The organism is Hyphomicrobium methylovorum, assembly GCF_013626205.1.
Taxonomy (GTDB): Bacteria; Pseudomonadota; Alphaproteobacteria; order Rhizobiales; family Hyphomicrobiaceae; genus Hyphomicrobium_B; species Hyphomicrobium_B methylovorum.
The window spans coordinates 2720823-2738864 of the sequence record NZ_QHJE01000001.1; the positions used below are offsets into that span (position 1 = coordinate 2720823).

Annotated in this window: 15 protein-coding genes; 3 read left to right on the forward strand and 12 right to left on the reverse strand. The window is 57.9% G+C overall.

Annotated features, from left to right (window positions below):
• Window positions 1-254: 254 nt before the first annotated feature.
• From DLM45_RS13110 to folD, 8 genes are all read right to left on the reverse strand, one after another.
• The gene (locus DLM45_RS13110; protein WP_181337532.1) at window positions 255-2462 is read right to left on the reverse strand and encodes a hypothetical protein; all 2208 of its coding nucleotides are present in this window, start codon (window positions 2460-2462) and stop codon (window positions 255-257) included.
• A 205-nt stretch (window positions 2463-2667) separates the two neighbouring features.
• A complete protein-coding gene (locus DLM45_RS13115; RefSeq protein ID WP_181337533.1) occupies window positions 2668-3330 on the reverse strand; it encodes a hypothetical protein in 663 nt (220 codons plus the stop codon).
• Window positions 3327-3497: a MerR family transcriptional regulator gene (locus tag DLM45_RS13120; RefSeq protein ID WP_181337534.1), complete on the reverse strand. Its 171-nt coding sequence runs from the start codon at window positions 3495-3497 to the stop codon at window positions 3327-3329. The genes DLM45_RS13115 and DLM45_RS13120 overlap by 4 nt, the downstream gene beginning before the upstream one ends.
• 253 nt (window positions 3498-3750) lie before the next feature.
• A complete protein-coding gene (locus DLM45_RS13125; RefSeq protein WP_181337535.1) occupies window positions 3751-3930 on the reverse strand; it encodes a hypothetical protein in 180 nt (59 codons plus the stop codon).
• A 9-nt stretch (window positions 3931-3939) separates the two neighbouring features.
• A complete protein-coding gene (locus DLM45_RS13130; protein WP_181337536.1) occupies window positions 3940-5181 on the reverse strand; it encodes a tyrosine-type recombinase/integrase in 1242 nt (413 codons plus the stop codon).
• 684 nt (window positions 5182-5865) lie between these two features.
• Entirely contained in the window at window positions 5866-6609 is a 744-nt protein-coding gene (locus DLM45_RS13135; RefSeq protein WP_181337537.1) for a hypothetical protein, read from the reverse strand.
• The gene (locus DLM45_RS13140; RefSeq protein WP_181337538.1) at window positions 6606-8144 is read right to left on the reverse strand and encodes a glycosyltransferase family 2 protein; all 1539 of its coding nucleotides are present in this window, start codon (window positions 8142-8144) and stop codon (window positions 6606-6608) included. The genes DLM45_RS13135 and DLM45_RS13140 overlap by 4 nt, the downstream gene beginning before the upstream one ends.
• 423 nt (window positions 8145-8567) lie before the next feature.
• A complete protein-coding gene (gene folD / locus DLM45_RS13145; RefSeq protein WP_181337539.1) occupies window positions 8568-9455 on the reverse strand; it encodes a bifunctional methylenetetrahydrofolate dehydrogenase/methenyltetrahydrofolate cyclohydrolase FolD in 888 nt (295 codons plus the stop codon).
• 235 nt (window positions 9456-9690) lie between these two features.
• Here folD and DLM45_RS13150 point away from each other — a divergent pair, with 235 nt between their 5' ends.
• From DLM45_RS13150 to DLM45_RS13160, 3 genes are all read left to right on the forward strand, one after another.
• Window positions 9691-10149, forward strand: coding sequence for an MEKHLA domain-containing protein (locus DLM45_RS13150; RefSeq protein ID WP_181337540.1), 459 nt, complete (start codon window positions 9691-9693; stop codon window positions 10147-10149).
• An 18-nt stretch (window positions 10150-10167) separates the two neighbouring features.
• On the forward strand, window positions 10168-11031 hold the full coding sequence (locus DLM45_RS13155; RefSeq protein WP_181337541.1) for a cytochrome c: 864 nt from the start codon (window positions 10168-10170) through the stop codon (window positions 11029-11031).
• Window positions 11032-11146: 115 nt separating this feature from the next.
• A complete protein-coding gene (locus DLM45_RS13160; protein ID WP_181337542.1) occupies window positions 11147-13093 on the forward strand; it encodes a hypothetical protein in 1947 nt (648 codons plus the stop codon).
• A gap of 49 nt (window positions 13094-13142) precedes the next feature.
• Here DLM45_RS13160 and metF read toward each other — a convergent pair whose 3' ends face one another.
• The 4 genes from metF to DLM45_RS13180 all read right to left on the reverse strand — a co-directional run bounded on the left by metF (window position 13143) and on the right by DLM45_RS13180 (window position 17879).
• Window positions 13143-13979: a methylenetetrahydrofolate reductase [NAD(P)H] gene (gene metF, locus DLM45_RS13165; protein WP_343062302.1), complete on the reverse strand. Its 837-nt coding sequence runs from the start codon at window positions 13977-13979 to the stop codon at window positions 13143-13145.
• Window positions 13980-14133: 154 nt separating this feature from the next.
• The gene (locus DLM45_RS13170; protein ID WP_181337544.1) at window positions 14134-15471 is read right to left on the reverse strand and encodes a bifunctional folylpolyglutamate synthase/dihydrofolate synthase; all 1338 of its coding nucleotides are present in this window, start codon (window positions 15469-15471) and stop codon (window positions 14134-14136) included.
• Window positions 15452-16075 carry a cyclodeaminase/cyclohydrolase family protein gene (locus tag DLM45_RS13175; protein ID WP_181337545.1) on the reverse strand — a complete coding sequence of 208 codons (624 nt, stop codon included), beginning with the start codon at window positions 16073-16075 and terminating at the stop codon, window positions 15452-15454. Before DLM45_RS13175 ends, DLM45_RS13170 begins: the two co-directional genes overlap by 20 nt.
• A 127-nt stretch (window positions 16076-16202) precedes the next feature.
• Window positions 16203-17879 (reverse strand): formate--tetrahydrofolate ligase, encoded by a 1677-nt coding sequence (locus DLM45_RS13180; RefSeq protein WP_181337546.1) that lies wholly within the window; start codon window positions 17877-17879, stop codon window positions 16203-16205.
• Window positions 17880-18042 lie beyond the last annotated feature (163 nt).

Consider the following 18042-nt stretch of genomic DNA (forward strand, 5'->3'; position numbering starts at 1 on the left):
GCAACTAGGCCGATAACGGGAAGCCACCCCCGAACAGGTTCATGCCGTAAAAAAGGGGGGGCTTACCGAAAATTGGAAAATTGGAATTTTGATACCTGAAATATCGAAACCCTAGGTTTTCCGCGCCTTTCGCGGCAACGCAATTTTCCACTGGCGCGTGGAATTTTGATGGAATTTTGCAGAAGAAACCCCGCCCGGAGCGCGGGCGGGGGATCAATTTTCCAACCGATTTTCCACTCGCCAGTGGAAAATTGCTAGCTGGCGAAATAGCGTTCGCTGACCCTTCCGCCCCGCCCCCCGGCTGGTGCAGTTTTCACCAGCCTGACCCGGCCCGCCGCCGTCATGTCGGCCAGCAACTCTTCGCGCATCCGCTTATCGATGCCCTTCAGCCTATCGCCGATCCGGCTGGGCTGGATGCCGGCTGCGCTAGCACCCTTGATGACTCGTAGGATTTTCCCATAGGCCGCCGAACGATCATTGTCGGCGATCCGGTCGGCGCTCTCACGGATAAGCGTTGCGGTCGAAAGGCGCGCCAGCCGATAGGCCCATTCCATGACGGGGCCAGTGATGACCGGCGCGCTAGGATTGCAACCAACCGCCACGACAAGCGCCAGCTTCAGAGCATGCTCGCGCACGCGGTTCAGGAACGGCATGGCTTCGGGACTGGCCGAGCTTTCGGCAGCGTCCAATCCAGCAATGTTGTCCGCGTCAATCTCCTCGGCTTCGGCGTCCAGCGGCACGGTGATGGCCTTGGGCGCGCGATCCGACAAGGTGGCCGCGAGATTGCCGCCCCTTTCCGCTAACGCTCGCACAGCGTCGACTAGCGCGGCTGGAACATCGTTGGGAGAAAGCCGAGGCTTGACGCGGGCAGGCTTCGGCCCAGTCACGTCAAGCAGGATGAGGCGCGCCAGCAAGCCATCCGATGCAGAAAGCGATGACAGCGATGACCAGAAGGATTCCGGCGTGCTAGTGCCGGAAATCGAGAAGTTCGGTGCGAAAACCTTTGTCGCCGCCTCTCCCGCATATTCGGCGCCTGCAAAGAATGTCCCCGCCGCGCTGAACATTTCGAGCATGTCGTAGCGGATCATCGCGTTGTGCAAACCTGCCCGGCGGTCATGAATTTGTCCTATGAAACCGCCGAACTCGTCCATGAAGCATGCAACGGCTGGCTCGCGGGCGACAAGTTTGCGCAGAGCACTGGCGGACATGATCCGCGCTGGGCCGACGTAGCGATCGAGTCCCGCCGCCGCCGACAATGTCTTGATGCGACCGATGGCGTGGTCCTTGCCATGACCGGAAGGTGCAAGCGTGACGACGTAGTTATTGCTGCGCAGATTCGATGGAGTTGCAAACTTGCGCCCTGCGAGCGTGGCGACAAAGGTGAGCGCTGCGCCAAGCATGAGTGCGCGGTTTGGCCGGTCGCTGCTGGCCTCCATCCAATCCACGATTTCGCCGACAAGGCCGGGCGGCGAGCAGAGGTCGGCTAAGCTGTTCTCTACGCTCAGCGGTTCCGGTTCGGGCTCGTCCACTTCAACTGGTGCATTCATCCCGAGCCGCTCGCGCTTTAGGGCTGTGGCGAGAGCAAGCGCCTCGGGCGTTCCGGCCGTCTGCGCCCTCAGTTCGAGAGCGAGAATGGCTGCAGCCGGATCGAACCCGGCTTCACGCGCTTCTAACGTAGATTTTGCCTTTTCGTGCAGCGCTATCGCCGTGTCGTCTGCCTCTTGCCAGCCGCCCGCGAATGGATCGGTGCCCGTTGCAGGCACGTACTGGCGGACAGGCGGACGGGCGAGGCGAGCGATTGTCTGGCCGGCGATCATGTCGGCGGATTCCTCCGTCAAAAGCGAATGAGCATCACGCAAGGCAGAAGCGAAGTCGGCGTCGGGTGGGAGAGCCGCGAAAACGGAATCGGCGTCACGCTCCGCCCGCCACTCCGCCATTTCGGCGCGTTCTTTGGCTTCGGCGGCTGCGCGCTCTTCACCGCGTCCAAACCAAGCACGCTCAGCCCGCAAATAGCCGAAGGGTGCGGCAAGCATTTCGTCGGCGCGACCAACAGCACTGAGCGCATCGCGCACGGCGTCGACCATCTCGCCATCATTGGCGAAGGTAGCGCAACGATCGAGCACGAGACGCAACGCCTCCGCGCCATCATCGGCTTGGGCAACCGCATCGGCTGCGATAGTTGGCAACGCCTCGTTGGTGCCATTGTCGAAAGCATCACTGGCGGCGTCTAACGCGTGTCGCCACGCTCGTTGTTGGCTTGGCGTGTCGGCGGGCAACAGGCCGTCGGCATAGAGGGCCGACTCGATTTCCTCTAGGGCATCCGGCCGAGGCGTCCCCATCTGGCCGAGGGTGCGCCCGAGCACGACGACCTTGCGGAGCCGCCCCGGCGCTGGGTCATACGCGGCGACACGGGCGGCGGCGAGGCCACTCAAGGCGACTTCGCAAGTCTCGGAAACAATCATAAACAGAACTCGCTTCACAGGCTGTCGGGCGCTGCAACGCCCGGTTTAGGTTAGAGATTAAAGGCGGCCGGGCTCATCCCTCGGCCGCCGCATTTTTATGAGCGTCCGCGATTTCAAAGATGCGGGCGGCGAACCGACGGGCCATCGCAGCTGATAGGTCCGGCCGTCGCGGCAAACGGCTGACACATGGCGGCGAGCACCGCGCTCACAGTGGGTGGCCTTCAAGACCGACCAACTTGATTGCATTGGCGAAGCGCGTGGGCATCTCGCCGGGCAATTCGTGCTCTTCGCGGATCGTGTCGACGACTTCGCGCTGCATGCGATCCTTGGCCTTCACCACCAGCCCGTTGGCGTCGTGCGTCATGTCGGAGCCGAACCGGCGGCCGGTGGGGTCGAACCACGCGGCCACGGTTTCAGTGATCGCGGGGACAACCCGGCCGGGTTTTCGCCTGACCCTCATTTCCGCATCGTCGACGCCAGCCGCTCGGGCGCGTTCGCGGTGCGCTTCCAGCTTATCGATTTTGGCCTTCATCTTCACGCTATCGGCCACAATCTCGCGGACCAAGAGCTCATATTGCTTGACTTCTTTTTCGGCCGCGATTTTTTCGCCGGCTGCCGCCTTCTTCGCCGCCTCTTCGTCCAGCCGTGCGGCTACGCCCTGCCAGTGAGTGACCACTCCAGCCGCGATATCGACATCGCGGGCAAGCGCTGCGTCGGTCGCGTCCCATTCTTTGATGGCGCTGAAATCGCCTGGATCGGCTGGAGCTAGCCGATGTGCGTCGAGGCTCGCAACAGCAAGTGCATGATGACTAACGGCGGTATCCAGCGCTTTGTGGGCTTTGTCCTCGTGGGATGCAAAAATGCTCATGCGCGCGCCCCCTGCATCAACGTTTCAGCCGCGATGATGGCGGCGGGGCTGAAGATGGTGCGGCGGGGGCTGATACGCTCGCCAGCCGGTAGCATTCCCGCGCGTTCCCAATTATAGATCGTGACGCGATCGACGCCGATGTGTCGCGCAAGTTGACTTCTGTTCACTCCGAGTCCCTTCGTTGAAGTGGATGACGGGGAGCAAGATAGCCGCTTCAACAAACGCTAGAGGGCGGTTTGGGTGGCGTCGGTTGCAAAACGCAACCGATTAAGGACGGCGGCGGATGCTGACGGACAAGCCGCACGATCTTTTTTTGGCGGGATCGCACTGACGAGCCGCGCTCCAGCCATTCGCACCATTGATCGACGCAGTTGGAGCCAAGTCGCCGACCGAGTCGCGACTCGGCAACGACCAAGCCGCTCACCGCCCGCGCGTGCTGCACACCTTGAATGCCCGCTTGATCGCATCCGGCATGTCGTCGCCACGCTTGGCGCGCGCGAAGTCGGCCTTCGTCCATTCGGGGTTGTCTTCATCGACGACAGGCTCATCGAAATCAGGCGCGTCTTGAGGATTTTTGTCCTTGTCCATCTCTTTGTCCATCGCCGCACTCTAACCCGCCGCCTGGAATGGCACCACGTTGGCACTGGCGCCTTCCGTCAGATATTTTGCCCAAGCCTCCATTAGCGCGCGACGACGCTCGATCGCTGTCCCGCGCCGGTAAGCGCGCTCGGCTTTGTTTTCGATCGTATGAGCCAACGCCTGTTCAACAAGTTCGCGTGGAAAATTAGTGGCGTCGCCAGCCCAGTCGCGGAACGTCGACCTCCAGCCGTGTACGGTGATGTCGCCATGATCCATTCGGCGTAAGAGCATCGTCATCGCCATGTTCGATCGCGCCGCGCCGCCAACGGCAAAAATGAGATCATTGGATTTCGGCTTCTCCGGCTTGAGCGCTTCCAACAATGAGATAGCCGCGTGACACAAGGGCGCGACGTGCTCAAATCCGGCTTTCATGCGCGCAGCCGGCACAGTCCAAATCTTCTCCTCGAAATTGATTTCGCCCCACATAGCACCAAGTGCTTCGCCCGAGCGTGCCGCCGTCAAGATCACGAATTCAAGACACCGTGCCGCGAGTGCAGGGCGCTTCCGTAGCTCGACCATGAAGGCAGTCGCCTCTTTGTATGGGAGAGCGGCATGATGGCCCCGCGCCAGCTTCGGCTGCTTCGGCAATAGGAGCGCGAGATGCCCCCGCCATGCGGCCGGATTCATCGCGTCCCGCGGCCGCAGACCGCGCGCCTTGGCGGCGTCCAGAATTTTTTCGATACGACCGCGCACGCGGCTGGCGGTTTCCGCCTTCGCCAGCCAAACCGGCTGAAGCACGGCGAGCACATCGTCTGTGCCGATGTCGGCGATCGGCATGTTCTTGAGCGGGGCCGCGTGGTCGCGCAGGGAGCTATGCCATTGCTGCCGATGGACTTCGTTGCGCCAGCCGCCTTCGACGCTCTTGATATAATCCTCGGCGAACTTGCCAAAGGTCACGACTTCCGCCGAAGTCTCAGGCTCCTTAGCCGTCGCCCGATCGGCGATGGGATCACGGCCCTCCAATAGTTTCTGCCGAGCATCGGCGGCAAGATCGCGTGCCCGCGCTAGGGATACGTCGGGATATGTACCGAACCCCATTTCGCGCCGCTTGCTGCCGGAGCGGATGACGAAGAACCACGTCAGACTTCCTGTCTTTCGAATCCGCAGATGCAGCCCACCGCCGTCCGCGAGCACCTTGTCCTTAGCCTTTGGGTCCCTTGCCTTCTTTTCAGCCGACTTGATGCCTGCATCGGTCAGTTTGTTGAGAGCCATGTCGCGTCACCTCCGTCACGCGCCATAACCAATTCGCGGTCATACTTCGAGTCATACTTTTTATCGTGGTTTTCGCCGGATAGCGGCGGACACGCACGGACGGCATACCCGGAATAATTCCGTGTATTAATTTGTTATTCAATGATTTAAGAATTTTAAGAGCGCCGCATATCAAGCCCTTGGAAAGCTGGGTTCTACGGACTCCGTCTCCGCCAATTTGGCGCCCCGAACCATCTCACCCCGCCATGTTGCTGCATCTGGGTGAGGTTCTCGCCGACGTGGCGTATCTTGAGCATGGGGACAGGACAAGGACAGCCCTAGCGAAGCTCTTTGGAATTACCAGGCAAGCTCTGTCGCTTCTTGCGCAACACTCAGAGACCGTACCGCGCCTGCAGGTTCGGCCAGAACTCGGCCGACGATCCAACCGTCTTTTCGAGCGCCACGAGAAGAGGGCGGCATAAAGAGGCTTGGATTATTCCGCGGTGGCACTAAATTGCGCTGCAGGACTCGTTCTCGGGGGCATAAAACAATGATCGGCTTGGAATTCTTCTATGCGATTGCGGCACCTGCAGTCGTGATTGCCTTGGGCTTCGTCGCCGTACTTCTTGGTGGCCGCGCAAATTCCTAAAGATGCATCGCGGTGAGGTTTCGCGGGCAGCTACCGTGGGATTGTTTTAGCTAGCTTTAGGCTTGATCCGTTTGCATCGCGGTTGATCGCGACACAACGTCGGCAACCACTGATAGATCTAGTTTCGCGTAGCCAGCTATTTCCTGCGATTCCCTAACGACCGCTTCCGGCCAGCGTTCGGTAAAATCGGCGAATATGCTTGTGCCCGACTCTTGTTCGTTCAACCAATTCGCTTCTCGCGGCACGCATACCATCGGCCATCTGTTGCGGTGAGCATAAACGGCGAACCGCAAGTCGACGTATCGTTCCGATCCGGCCAGGAATGGGCGGCTCGGCATCTGGAAGCCTTTCAGAAGGACTGTTCCAGTGCCGAGTTGGTTGACGACGCGATAGCGATTCAACGCACTTTGAAAGTGAAATACGCGCCGGGCGGATGCAGAGCCATCGAAGAGGTCAGCGTAGATTACTCCATGTACCCCGACGATCACGTCGGAAAGGCCCAGCACGCAACGGTGTCGCCGTAGTTCGCTCACGTAATTGACGGGATACAATATGTCATCGTCAACGAGAACAACCTCATCTTGCGGATCGACATCGAAGCAAAATTTGCCCACGTCGATGAAGTTCTGGACGGGAATTGCAGCGTCAATATTCGGGTACTTCTCTAGCCATGCTGGAAAGCGGTCATACTCGTTGAAGCAGATGTTGAGTTGATCAACCTGTCGAGCGATTGAAGCAGCGGCAGCTTCAATCGTCGACGCCCTAGCCGGGTATGTAGCCATGCATGCGACGGTTTTCATTGATTGATCTCAAGACTATCGAGTCCAGCCTCGGTCCGATAAATGTCGTGCGCCTTAAGGACGCCATGTACCTTTTCGTCGGAGATTAGTCGCATGCCCAGAATGCGTTGGCGCGCGGCGATATCTGAATACTCTCGTCTCGACGTTGATAGAAATCCGTCCTTTTCGGCTTTCATATTCGCCAGTTTCGTCAAGGAGGAGTCTGACCACAATCCGAAGATCAGTGGTTCTGAGAGGGTGATCAATTTTTCGCTGCCAAAGCGGCTGCGCAAGTTCTCATAGAATTCGGTATCTGCTCCAATGTGCGAGCGACGGAATGGCGCTCCCTGGATCGAGGAGCGTCGGAACATGCAGGATACACTACAGAAGCGGAGCAACTTGCCATCGAAGAAGAAATTGAGCGTGCCATCCTCCGAAACCCGGATCCAATGTCCGTAGACCGCGACGGCGTCGCTTTGCGCAATGCGAGTTACCTGCCGATGGAGTCGATCTGGTAGGGACACGTCATCGGAATCTTGGAATGTCACGAACTCCCCTCTCGCGCGCTGCAATAGGAGATTTCTGATGTTGTAGGTTCCCTGATTTTTCTTTGATCGAAAGATTCGCACGCGACTGTCGCGCTGGGCGAGGTCAAGGAGTTTGGCGAGTGTTGCGTCACTAGAGCTATCGTCGCAAATCAGCAGTTCGACGTTACGGTGGGATTGGCGCAAGATGGATGCCGCTGCGTAATCGACCGTCGCTTCGCAATTGTATGCAGACATGATGACGGAGACGAGCGGCGCAGGCTCGGCGTGCTGGATCTCGTCAAATCTGACCGACTCGAGAACGTTGTGGGCTTTCAGATCGAGACTTTGAATAGAAGCTACGCCAAACGAGTTTAGGAACCGGTTCAAATAGATGCAGTACAGCGCAGAATATCTTTGTGGGGATGCCGCAAAATAATTGCATATCACAGCGTAAGTTTCAGGATTTTTTTTGCAATTCTCTTCGTGCTGCGCTGCCGTAAGACCTTCGAAGTATAAGGTAGGGTTGGCGTAATAACTGGATTCAGGCGTTCCCTCATAAAGTCTCACTACCGTCGACATTTCTTGACCGTTTGGTATTGCACCCCCGAGCAGGAGGTGGAGTAGCTCGGGGTCTTTCGTCAGCCGGATTGCATTGAGGACGTGAGGGTATAATTGGCGCTTCAAGTCTTGAGATACAAAGTGGCATTGCATGCAAAGGTATTTGATCAGCGAGCAATAGGTTGAGACCATCTCTACGCCTCGCATCGAGGAGGCAGCTTGCAGTAAGTGCGGGAATTCTTTTTCTTGCTCGATCTTTCCCGTGTTGTGGCTCAACTTAAGAAGGTTTTTGTATCGCTGATCTTGCAGCGGCTGTGCTTTTTCATCCGCGGTGAATGCAGTTATCTTGGTTGCGACCGTGTCGCCAGATCTCTGCTTTTCCGCTTCTATGTGAAATTGGTGGGTGTTGGACCCATCAATTCCTTCCGATCGTTCGATGGGCTCGTCGAGCCTTGCGCGACTGAGTTGCAAAATTTCCCCCCGATAAATCCGTATAGTGAGAGAAATAGACTCGCCTAGAGGAAGGCGCATAACCTCAATGCCTCAATGAGAACGATCAGCGTGCGGAAGGCAAGCGTTATCGTCCGTGAACGCTGGTTTTCCTAAAACAAGGAGAGATAGCGCTGAATGGTGTTCACGTGAGTTGGCGGTTTTCTGATACTGCTCACAAAGAAATGCGACGAATGCAAATTAGCAGTCAGCGTAATGACGGATTTATTCCGAAGCGTTCCAGCAGGGCGCCGCCGCCGCTGCGGAAGTGCTGCTTTATGAGATCGTCGCCAAATACGCGAGCATCTGGTCGGGCTGTGCAAACGGCAACTATTGTAGAATTTTGATAGGCTCGGCTGGACCGACGATAGTCGCTGATGAAACGCAGCAGATTTTAAATCGAGCTTAGAGATCCGCGAGTGCGAAGTCGGCGTTTGCGACGTTTGCTGATCGCATGGCGGAGCTGATCGTGTTTACGAGAAGCATCGTTACGGTCATCGGGCCGACGCCGCCCGGCACCGGAGTAATCATCGACGCGCGTTTGCTGACTGCTTCGAAATCGCAGTCTCCCACCAACTGCCCATTCGGCAGGCGATTGATTCCAACGTCGATCACAACTGCTCCCGATTTTACCATCGGGCCGGTAATGAGATTTGGACAGCCCGCGGCGACGATCAGGATGTCGGCGAGTATCGTGAACTGTGCCAGGTCTCGCGTCTTTGCGTGACAGACCGATACGGTCGCCTCGCGCTGCATCAACATTAGCGCCATCGGTTTGCCGACGATATTGCTGGCGCCGACCACCACCGCGTTGCGGCCAGCTATTTCGACACCCGAATTGTCGAGAAGCAGCATGACGCCGTATGGCGTGCATGGTGGGAAGACAGTGCTGCCGACGACCAATCCGCCGACGTTGTAGAGATGAAAGCCGTCAATGTCCTTTTCCTGATCGATCGCGCCGAGCACTGCTTTGAGATCAAAATGTTTCGGCAGCGGCAGTTGCACGAGGATGCCGTGAATTCGCGGGTCTGCGCTGAGTTCGCGGATCTTGTCGATAACGACGTCTTGCGTGTCCGAATGTGAAAAGAGAAATTTGTGCGACTGGATGCCGACGTCAGCGCAAGCTTGAATTTTTTTCCGGACGTAGACCGCAGATGCGGGGTCTTCGCCGACCATGAAGACCGCCAATCCGGGCGTTATTCCGGATGAGCGCTTCAGAAGCTCGACACGGGACCGACAATTGTGCCGGACGTTGGCTGCTATCGATTTCCCGTCGATTATCTTCGCAGTCATATGCGCTCACTCAATTGGTCGGTTCTTTGCGGACCTTCAACTCGGCAATCTTGGCTATTCGCCGTCGACGTATTGCTAATTCATCGAACGATCTGGTTTTGCGTAACACGAAAAAATTATTCTTACAAGGAAACGATGCAGTTTGGCGAGTGGCATTCAAGTTGGCTCTTCATTTTTTTCGGATAACGGCTGAAAGTGCCGCCGGGCGAATTCGGGCCGGTGAAGCACGCACAGCATGAACCTTCCATATCTCAGCAGTACGCAACGCGAGCGCATCGCGCATATCGGTGACAGCTATTTGAGGCTGACGGGGCGCCCGCTTGTTGTGACGGATGGCGATCTTGTCGAGGCGCTTTGGTCGGCTCCGTTTGCCGTCGTCGCGCACGGTACGGAGGCCGATCCTGTTTTCTATTTCGGCAATCAGGTTGCCCTGCAACTCTTTGAGATGGATTTCGGCGACTTCACGCAGTTGCCATCTCGAATGTCTGCCGAGCCGTTGCTACAGGCGGAGCGCGCTCGGTTGCTCGCCCGGGTTACGCAGAGCGGTATCATTGAGGACTATGCCGGGGTGCGGATCGCGGCATCCGGAAAGCGATTTCGCATTTCGGATGCGTCTGTTTGGAATTTAACAGATGCAGCGGGGATTGCTGTAGGCCAGGCTGCAGCGTTCAATGTGCCAGCCGGGCAACTCTGAACTGGCGGAGAGACACCGATGGGTTTCCGGATACTTTGGAGTTTCGTTTTCTGGGTATTCGTGGCGAACACGGGTGTAGCCGCCGAGCGAGCTCTGAGCTTGTCGATCGGCGATCAGAAACAGCGATTCACGGCGGCCGAACTTTTCGCGCGATCCGATACGGCGACGCTGATTGTCCCGAACGATGTCTCGTACAATCGCGAGATGACGTATCGCGCAGTGCCGCTGCTTGGATTGATCGGTTCGGCGCTCAAGACTGTCAGCGTAGATACAATCGAAGCGCGTGCGACCGACGGGTTCGTGTCGCATATTCCGAGTGCATTGGTTCTGAAGGGTGCCGATGGCGGGGCGGTGGCATGGATTGCGGTGGAAGATCCGCAGGCGCCGTGGCCGAACTTACCAAACCAGAAAAAGAGCGCTGGGCCGTTCTATCTCGTTTGGGAGAACCCGGAGCGTTCCAACGTCGGGCGAGAGCAATGGCCGTATGCACTTGCGAGTTTGTCCGACGCCGAAGATCCGATAAAGCGTTGGCCGCAATTGTCCGTCGATGAGGCGCTGCCTGAAACGTCGCCCGAGGTGCGGGGTCGCGCAGCGTTCATAACGAACTGTCTGCCGTGTCACCGTTTATACGGTGCGGGTCTGGGCGACATAGGGCCCGATCTCGGTAAGCCGATGAACGTGACGCAATACATGACCGAAGCGGGACTTCGCGCACTCATTCGCGACCCCAAATCCGTGCGAACGTGGCCGAGGCAGCAGATGATCGGCTTCGATAAAGCGACGCTTTCCGATGCGGATCTCAGTGGGCTCATCAGTTATCTTACCTACTTGGGAAAGCATAAACCTGCTGCAGATGCTGCGCTTCCGGCCTCTGCACAATGATAAACGATCGTGTTTGGGCGTATTGAATCGGCCAGGCGCTCAATTTTGCCATGGTTGAGGCAAAGCTTTCGCATAACGTATTTGCGCCTCAGGGGAGGCTTCGGGGGGAAATCGCGTGTTTTGTATCCGCCGGCTCGTTGCTGCATTTGCATTTTTGCTGATCTCGGGCGCAATTTTGGTTTCTGCGCCGGATGCGCGAGCGGAAAGCCAAGCTGCTAGCTGCGAAAGCGATGTGGGGCTTTCGGTTTTGACATCGCCGATTGCGCCCTGGAAGGGTGCGCCTCTGCGCGTGATCTTCTCGACGGAAAAGCCGATCGACGGTGAACTGACGCTTGTTGCGCCAGACGGCGCCGTTCAAGCAAAGTCACGTGAGAAGCATGGTGGCCCGCCATACTTCTATTTTGCAGAAGTTGCTGCGCCGGTTGCGGGCAAGTGGCACGCCAAGTTTTCTCGTGAAGGCGCGTCGGCAGATTGCAGCACGATTTCCCGCGATATTTCCGTTCTCGCTGCGAAGGCCGCGCCGCCGCGTGCGACTGGAGGAAGCGTTTGGCCGTTGCGCGATTCATGGAACCGTGGGACTGAGAATCTTTATTCCGCGTGGATCGAGAAGCTGTTCGATGCGCCGCTCGATGAGGCGCCCTCGTGGCCAGCATTGCACGAGGTGCTGCGCGATAAATCACGCAACGCGCTGTTCAACCATCTTGGCCTTGGCGAAGATGAGAAGAAGCTCGTGATCCGGCCAGACTGCGCCGATCTTCCTTATTTCTTGCGCGTGTATTTCGCCTTCAAGATGGGACTGCCGTTTGGCTACTCGAAATGCACGCGCGGTGGGGGCGGCTCGGCGCCGAAGTGTACACAGTGGTGGAGCATTCAAAAGGAGGAACCGCCTCCTGCGCCACGCGAACAGAAAACGGCGTCGAACGATCCATTCGGAATTTTTTCTGCGCCAGCTCCCAAACCTCAAAGTCCAGCGGCTTCCGCCAAGCAGCAGGGGCTTGTGCCAGGGTTTGGATTCTATCTGCGAAGCACACTCGCCAATTCTGTTCACTCCGGAAACGGGCGTACGGCGGCGACTGATGACAACACCGATTATTATCCCGTGCCGTTAACGGCAGAGACGCTGCGTCCGGGGACGGTCTATGCTGACCCTTACGGGCATCTTCTGGTGCTCACCAAGCGGGTATCGCAAACGGGTGATGCTGCGGGTGTTTTCCTTGCCGTTGACGGACAGCCGGACGGCACGGTTGCGCGCAAGCGCTTCTGGCGCGGCAATTTCCTTTTTGCGCAAGATCCTGCTTTAGGCGGCGCTGGGTTCAAGAGATTTCGCCCGGTCGTTGCCGAGAAGAATCGGGGCATGCGGCGGTTGACCAATGCCGAGATCACCAAGAATCCGCAGTACGGCGACTTCTCGCTCGAGCAATCGAAGATCAGCGTCGAAGATTTTTACGATCGTATGGATGATGTGATGTCGCCTGCGCCGCTTGATCCTTCGCGCGCGATAGGGGAGGCGATCACGGCGCTCGACGAGCAGGTGAAAGCCCGGGTGACGTCGGTCGAGAACGGGCGCAAATATCAGAGCGGCGGCGGCGCTGAAGTCGCAATACCAGATGGCGCTTCGATTTTTGAAACGACCGGTGCGTGGGAAGATTTTGCGACGCCGTCGCGCGACTTGCGTCTGCTGATTGCGATCGACGTGGTGCGCGGATTCCCGGATCGTGTTGCACGACGTCCGGAGCGGTATGCGATGCCTGCAGGCAAGAGCGCCACTGACGTCAAGACGGAACTGGAGAGCAGTCTTGCGTCAGAGCTTGCCGCGCGCAAAGTTTCGTATACGCGCAGCGATGGGTCTTCCTGGACGTTGGCGCTGAAGGACGTTGCGGATCGGACCGCGGACCTTGAGATGGCGTACAACGTCAATGATTGCGTTGAGCTCCGTTGGGGTGCCGCTGAGAAGAGCGATGAAGCGTCGACGTGCAAGCGGCGCGCGTCCGCTGCGCAGCGTAAGAAGATGGCGGAGTATCGCGCGTGGTTCCACGATCGGCGGCGGCCTCCGCGCCCTTAGACGTCAGTTAACTCGCAGTGGGCTCGCTCTAGCGTATGAACGGCGCTTCTCAACAGGTCGCTGACGATGCCCGAAGTCCGATCATGTGGCAGATTCCATAAACGAGATCGGCGCGATTGAGCGTGAAAAAGTGGACGTGCTGCACGCCGCGATCGACCAAATCGAGCACTTGCTCGGCACTGTGAGCGGCGGCTGCCACGTGACGTGTTTCGCCATCGTCAATGTCCTGGAGGCGCCGAGTCAACCAGTGCGGGATGTGCACGCGGCATCTTGCGGCGACCTGGGCGACTTGCTGCAAATTGTGTATCGGCAGAATGCCGGGCGTTATCGGAATCTGGATTCCGGCTGCACGAACACGGTCGAGGAAGCGAAAATAGACGTCGTTGTCGAAGAAGTATTGAGTGATGGCGTGGGTCGCGCCGTCATCGATCTTCCGCTTCAGATTATCAATGTCATGTTCCATTGACGGCGAGTCGGGATGCTTTTCCGGATAGGCCGCTACCGAGATGTCGAATGGCGCGACCTTACTGACCGCGCGAACCAGCTCGGTTGAATTTGCATAGCCGTCGGGCTGGAGGCTGGTGACGGCTGCATCTCCGCGCAAGGCTACGATGTGGCGAACGCCGATGCTCCAGTACCACTTCAGGAGCTTGTCGAGTTCTTCGCGTGTCGCGGAAACGCAGGTGAGGTGAGCCGCGACTTTTAATTTTGTTTCCTGAAGAATTCGCGCCGTCGTTTCGCGTGTTCTCGCCCGCGTCTCTTCACCCGAACCATAGGTAACCGCAACATCCACGGGGCTCAAAGGTTCAAGGCGCTTGATTGCGCTCCAGAGCTTTCGCTCCATCGTTTCCGTGCGCGGCGGATAGAATTCGAACGAGACCTTCACATGCTCGTTTCCGAGTAGACGCGGCTTGCGGACTTTTGTTATCTCCTGGTTTCGTTTTGAAGCGTGGTTCGATATTTTATCGCTTACCAAGTTCATTTTTGCCGATGTCCGGTTGAGAATTTCACGTGCTCACCTTGCGGAACTGCCGCGATTTTCAGCTCCGATGAAGTTTTAGAACGTGGCCCGCCAAATATAGCGAACCGCAAATCAGTACGCGTCCGGGACGCGCAAATGCTGCCTGCGATTGCATCAGTGCCTGTTGGATGCCGCTGGTCGTCGTTGCGTTGAACCCCGCCGCTTTGGCGATTTCGGTCAAGGTATTCTGTGGGAATGCGCTTGGTTCGCCGGGTATCGGAACGGTGAAGACGCGATCGACCAAGCCTTTGAAAGGCGCGATGACGGAGTTGGCGTCTTTTGTCTCGATCATTCCCCAGACGAGATGGATCGGTTCTGGGCCCATCATCTGCGGAAGAGCACGCGCGATTGCTTCGGCTCCGGCAGCGTTGTGCCCGCCGTCCAACCAGATCTCGGTTCCCGGAGCCACGAACTCATGGAGCCCACCGATCGGCAGACGTTCCATTCGCGCGGGCCAGCGTGCGCCCAACAGGCCCTTTTGCAGTCCTTCGATCGTCAGGTCTTCGCCGAAGGCAACCTCGGCTGTGGCGATTGCTGATGCAGCGTTGTCGTACTGGTGGCGGCCGAGTAGCGCGGGCAATGGCAAATCAAACGTGTTCTGAGCGCCTTGATAGATCAAGCGACTGTTGCGTTCCGAAGCGTCGAAATCCTGGCCGAAAATTCTAAGCGGGACGCCGAGAAGGGCCGCTCTCGACTTGATGACATCGAGCGGCTCCTTCTGCTGGCGGCCGACCACGCAGGTCACGCCCGGCTTTAGAATGCCGGCTTTCTCTCTGGCGATGGAGGTTAGTGAATCGCCAAGATAAGAAACGTGGTCGATCGAAATCGGTGTAATGGCGGTTACGAGCGGTCGATCCACTACGTTTGTGGCATCGAGTCGTCCGCCCATGCCCGTCTCCAGAAGCAGGAGATCCGCAGGCGTTTCGGAGAACGCGACGAGCGCGGCGGCCGTCGTGATTTCGAAGAGCGTAATCAACCGGCCGTCGTTGGCTTCTTCGACACGCGCGAGGCAGCGCATGAGTCGCTCTTCGCTGATCGGAGCGCCGCTCGCGCCTTTCGCGAGGACGATGCGTTCGTGGAAATCGACGAGATGGGGCGACGTGTACACGTGGACACGCTTGCCCATTGCTTCAGCGATGGCGCGCATGAAGGCAATATTCGAGCCCTTGCCATTCGTCCCGGCAACGTGGACGACGGGCGGGAGTCGGCGCTCTGGGTGACCCAGAGCGCCTAAGAGCCTGTGAAGTCGATCGAGGGACATGTCGATCGACTTCGGGTGCAGGCTCTTCAACCGCTCGAGAATGTTCGAGCTGGGAAATTCGGCAATTTCTGCCGATTTAGATGTTCGTGAGAACATATTTGTACACGTTGTGTGTGAGTTTCCGGCCTTCCTCGAGGATCGCGCTGGTCTGCGAGGCAATCTGCGACTTGAATTCGTCGTCCTTGATCGACGGCATGTTGATCTGAACGTTCATGAGGCCGCCTTCAAGACCAGCCATCGCCTGTTGCGACGAGACACCGAGATCGCTCAAGGCATTGGCGTTCGATTTGCCAATGATCTTGTGCGAGAGGGTGAGAACGTCACGGCATTCGCACGCGATCGACAGGGGAGACTGAACCGCTTCCTTGTAGGCCGATTGAATGGCCTCGCTGCGCGCCTTCTTTTCCTCGTCGGTTGCCTTCGGCAGCCTGAATGCCGCCATGACGCCGTTGAACGCTTCGGTATCGAGATCGACGCGCTTGCGCAGGCTAACGGACAGCGCTTGTGCCTTTTCGAGCGTGTCTTTCAGCAAGGCTTGATGCTGCTCAAGGTCCTTGCGACCGACGCTCAGGCGACACACCATGGCAACGAGTTCAGCGCCGAGGGCTCCCGAAAGAGCGGCAACGCTGCCGCCGCCGGGCGCCGGCGCGTCGGAGCCCAAAACTCCGCAGAAATCTTCTACCGATAACTTCATAAGCATGGACATCTCCCAGGACATTCCTTTGTGTTTCGCTGCTGGTTGGTATCGGCATGTTCTGTGGTGCTCGGAGGAGGAAGCATACAAAACACGCCGATACCCATCAATCAATCGATTGATTTATTGAGCTCTAGAACAAACCTTCGATTTGCCCCTGAGCATTGAGACGGATTGAATCTGCGGATGGAACTCTCGGTAGACCGGGCATGGTCATGATGTCGCCCGTCACCGCAACGATGAATTCCGCTCCTGCAGAGAGACGCAGTTCACGAATCGGAACCACGTGGCCTGTCGGTGCGCCGCGCTTGTTCGGATCGGTCGAGAAGGAATACTGCGTCTTTGCCATGCAGATCGGGAAGTGCCCGAATCCGTTGTCCTGCAGCTCCTTGAAACGGGCTTCGACCGCCGCATCGCATGCGATGTCACTTGCGCGGTAGATTTCCGTTGCGATCTTCTTCACCTTGTCGCGGAGTGGCAACTCATCGTCATACAGCGTCTTGAAGTCAGCGGTATTCGATTCAAGGATCGCGCTGACCTGCTGTGCAAGTGCTTCGGTGCCTTTTCCACCTTCAGCCCAATGCGTGCACAGCACGGCTTTCACGCCAACGCTTTCCGCGGCATTCATGACTTCGCGAATTTCCGCTTCCGTATCCGTGACGAAGTTGTTGATCGCGGTGACGACCGGAACGCCAAACTTGCGCAGGTTTTCGATGTGGCGCTTCAGGTTTTCGCAACCCTTGGCGACGGCGGCCGTGTTCTCCTTCTTGAGGTCGTCCTTCGCGACGCCACCGTGCATCTTGAGTGCACGAACGGTCGATACGAGAACGACGGCGGACGGCGTAATGCCAGCCTTGCGGCACTTGATGTCGAAGAATTTTTCGGCACCCAGGTCCGCGCCGAAGCCGGCTTCCGTCACAACGACATCAGCAAGCTTCAGCGCGGTTTTCGTCGCCAGGACGGAGTTGCAACCATGCGCGATGTTGGCAAACGGGCCGCCATGAATGAAGGCGGGATTGTTTTCCAGCGTCTGCACCAGGTTCGGCATCATTGCGTCCTTCAGCAGGACGGTCATTGCGCCTTCAGCCTTTATATCCTTCGCGCGGATGATGGCCTTGTCGCGCGTGTAGCCGATCACGATGTTGCCGAGGCGGCGCTCGAGGTCTTCGAGGTTCATCGCGAGGCAGAGGATGGCCATGACTTCCGACGCGACGGTGATGTCGAATCCGTCTTCGCGCGGATAGCCGTTCGCGACACCGCCGAGCGAATTGACGATGTTGCGGAGTGAGCGATCGTTCATATCGATCACACGCTTCCACGCGACGCGGCGGCTGTCGATGCCGAGTTTGTTGCCCCAATAGATGTGGTTATCGATCAACGCCGAGAGAAGGTTGTGCGCCGACGTGATGGCGTGGAAGTCGCCGGTGAAGTGAAGGTTGATGTCTTCCATTGGAACGACCTGGGCGTAGCCGCCGCCAGCCGCGCCGCCCTTCATGCCGAAGCAAGGCCCAAGAGAGGGTTCGCGAAGGCAGCATATTGCCTTTGCGCCAATGCGATTGAGGCCGTCTGTGAGGCCGACCGTGGTCGTTGTTTTGCCTTCGCCTGCGGGTGTCGGGCTGATGGCGGTTACAAGAACGAGCTTGCCGTCGGGGCGCGAATTCAGTTCGTCGCCGAAGCCGACCTTTGCCTTGTGTGGGCCGTAGCGGAACAGATTGCTTTCCGCGATGCCAATTTTTGCGGCGACTTGTTCAATCGGTTGTAGTTTCGCAGCGCGTGCCACTTCGATATCGCTGCCAATCGTCTTAGTCATTTTCTCTAAATCCCTGAGGGTGGATCTCTACCGAGAAGTTGGGTTTCTGGGTTTCGAGTCGGTCCGCTGACACACAGCGCCGCCCTCTCGCCCGGTGGGGCGAACGTCTTTTTTCAGTAGTCTCTGTTATGCCAACGCGCGCGTTCGCAATGGACGCTGGGTC

What these genes read in the sequence shown, in the direction of transcription:
- DLM45_RS13110 (WP_181337532.1), bottom strand. Translation starts at nt 2,462, where the DNA reads ATGATTGTTTCCGAGACTTGCGAAGTCGCCTTGAGTGGCCTCGCCGCC.
- DLM45_RS13115 (WP_181337533.1), bottom strand. Translation starts at nt 3,330, where the DNA reads ATGAGCATTTTTGCATCCCACGAGGACAAAGCCCACAAAGCGCTGGAT.
- DLM45_RS13125 (WP_181337535.1), bottom strand. Translation starts at nt 3,930, where the DNA reads ATGGACAAAGAGATGGACAAGGACAAAAATCCTCAAGACGCGCCTGAT.
- DLM45_RS13130 (WP_181337536.1), bottom strand. Translation starts at nt 5,181, where the DNA reads ATGGCTCTCAACAAACTGACCGATGCAGGCATCAAGTCGGCTGAAAAG.
- DLM45_RS13135 (WP_181337537.1), bottom strand. Translation starts at nt 6,609, where the DNA reads ATGAAAACCGTCGCATGCATGGCTACATACCCGGCTAGGGCGTCGACG.
- folD (WP_181337539.1), bottom strand. Translation starts at nt 9,455, where the DNA reads ATGACTGCGAAGATAATCGACGGGAAATCGATAGCAGCCAACGTCCGG.
- DLM45_RS13150 (WP_181337540.1), top strand. Translation starts at nt 9,691, where the DNA reads ATGAACCTTCCATATCTCAGCAGTACGCAACGCGAGCGCATCGCGCAT.
- DLM45_RS13155 (WP_181337541.1), top strand. Translation starts at nt 10,168, where the DNA reads ATGGGTTTCCGGATACTTTGGAGTTTCGTTTTCTGGGTATTCGTGGCG.
- DLM45_RS13170 (WP_181337544.1), bottom strand. Translation starts at nt 15,471, where the DNA reads ATGTTCTCACGAACATCTAAATCGGCAGAAATTGCCGAATTTCCCAGC.
- DLM45_RS13175 (WP_181337545.1), bottom strand. Translation starts at nt 16,075, where the DNA reads ATGCTTATGAAGTTATCGGTAGAAGATTTCTGCGGAGTTTTGGGCTCC.
- DLM45_RS13180 (WP_181337546.1), bottom strand. Translation starts at nt 17,879, where the DNA reads ATGACTAAGACGATTGGCAGCGATATCGAAGTGGCACGCGCTGCGAAA.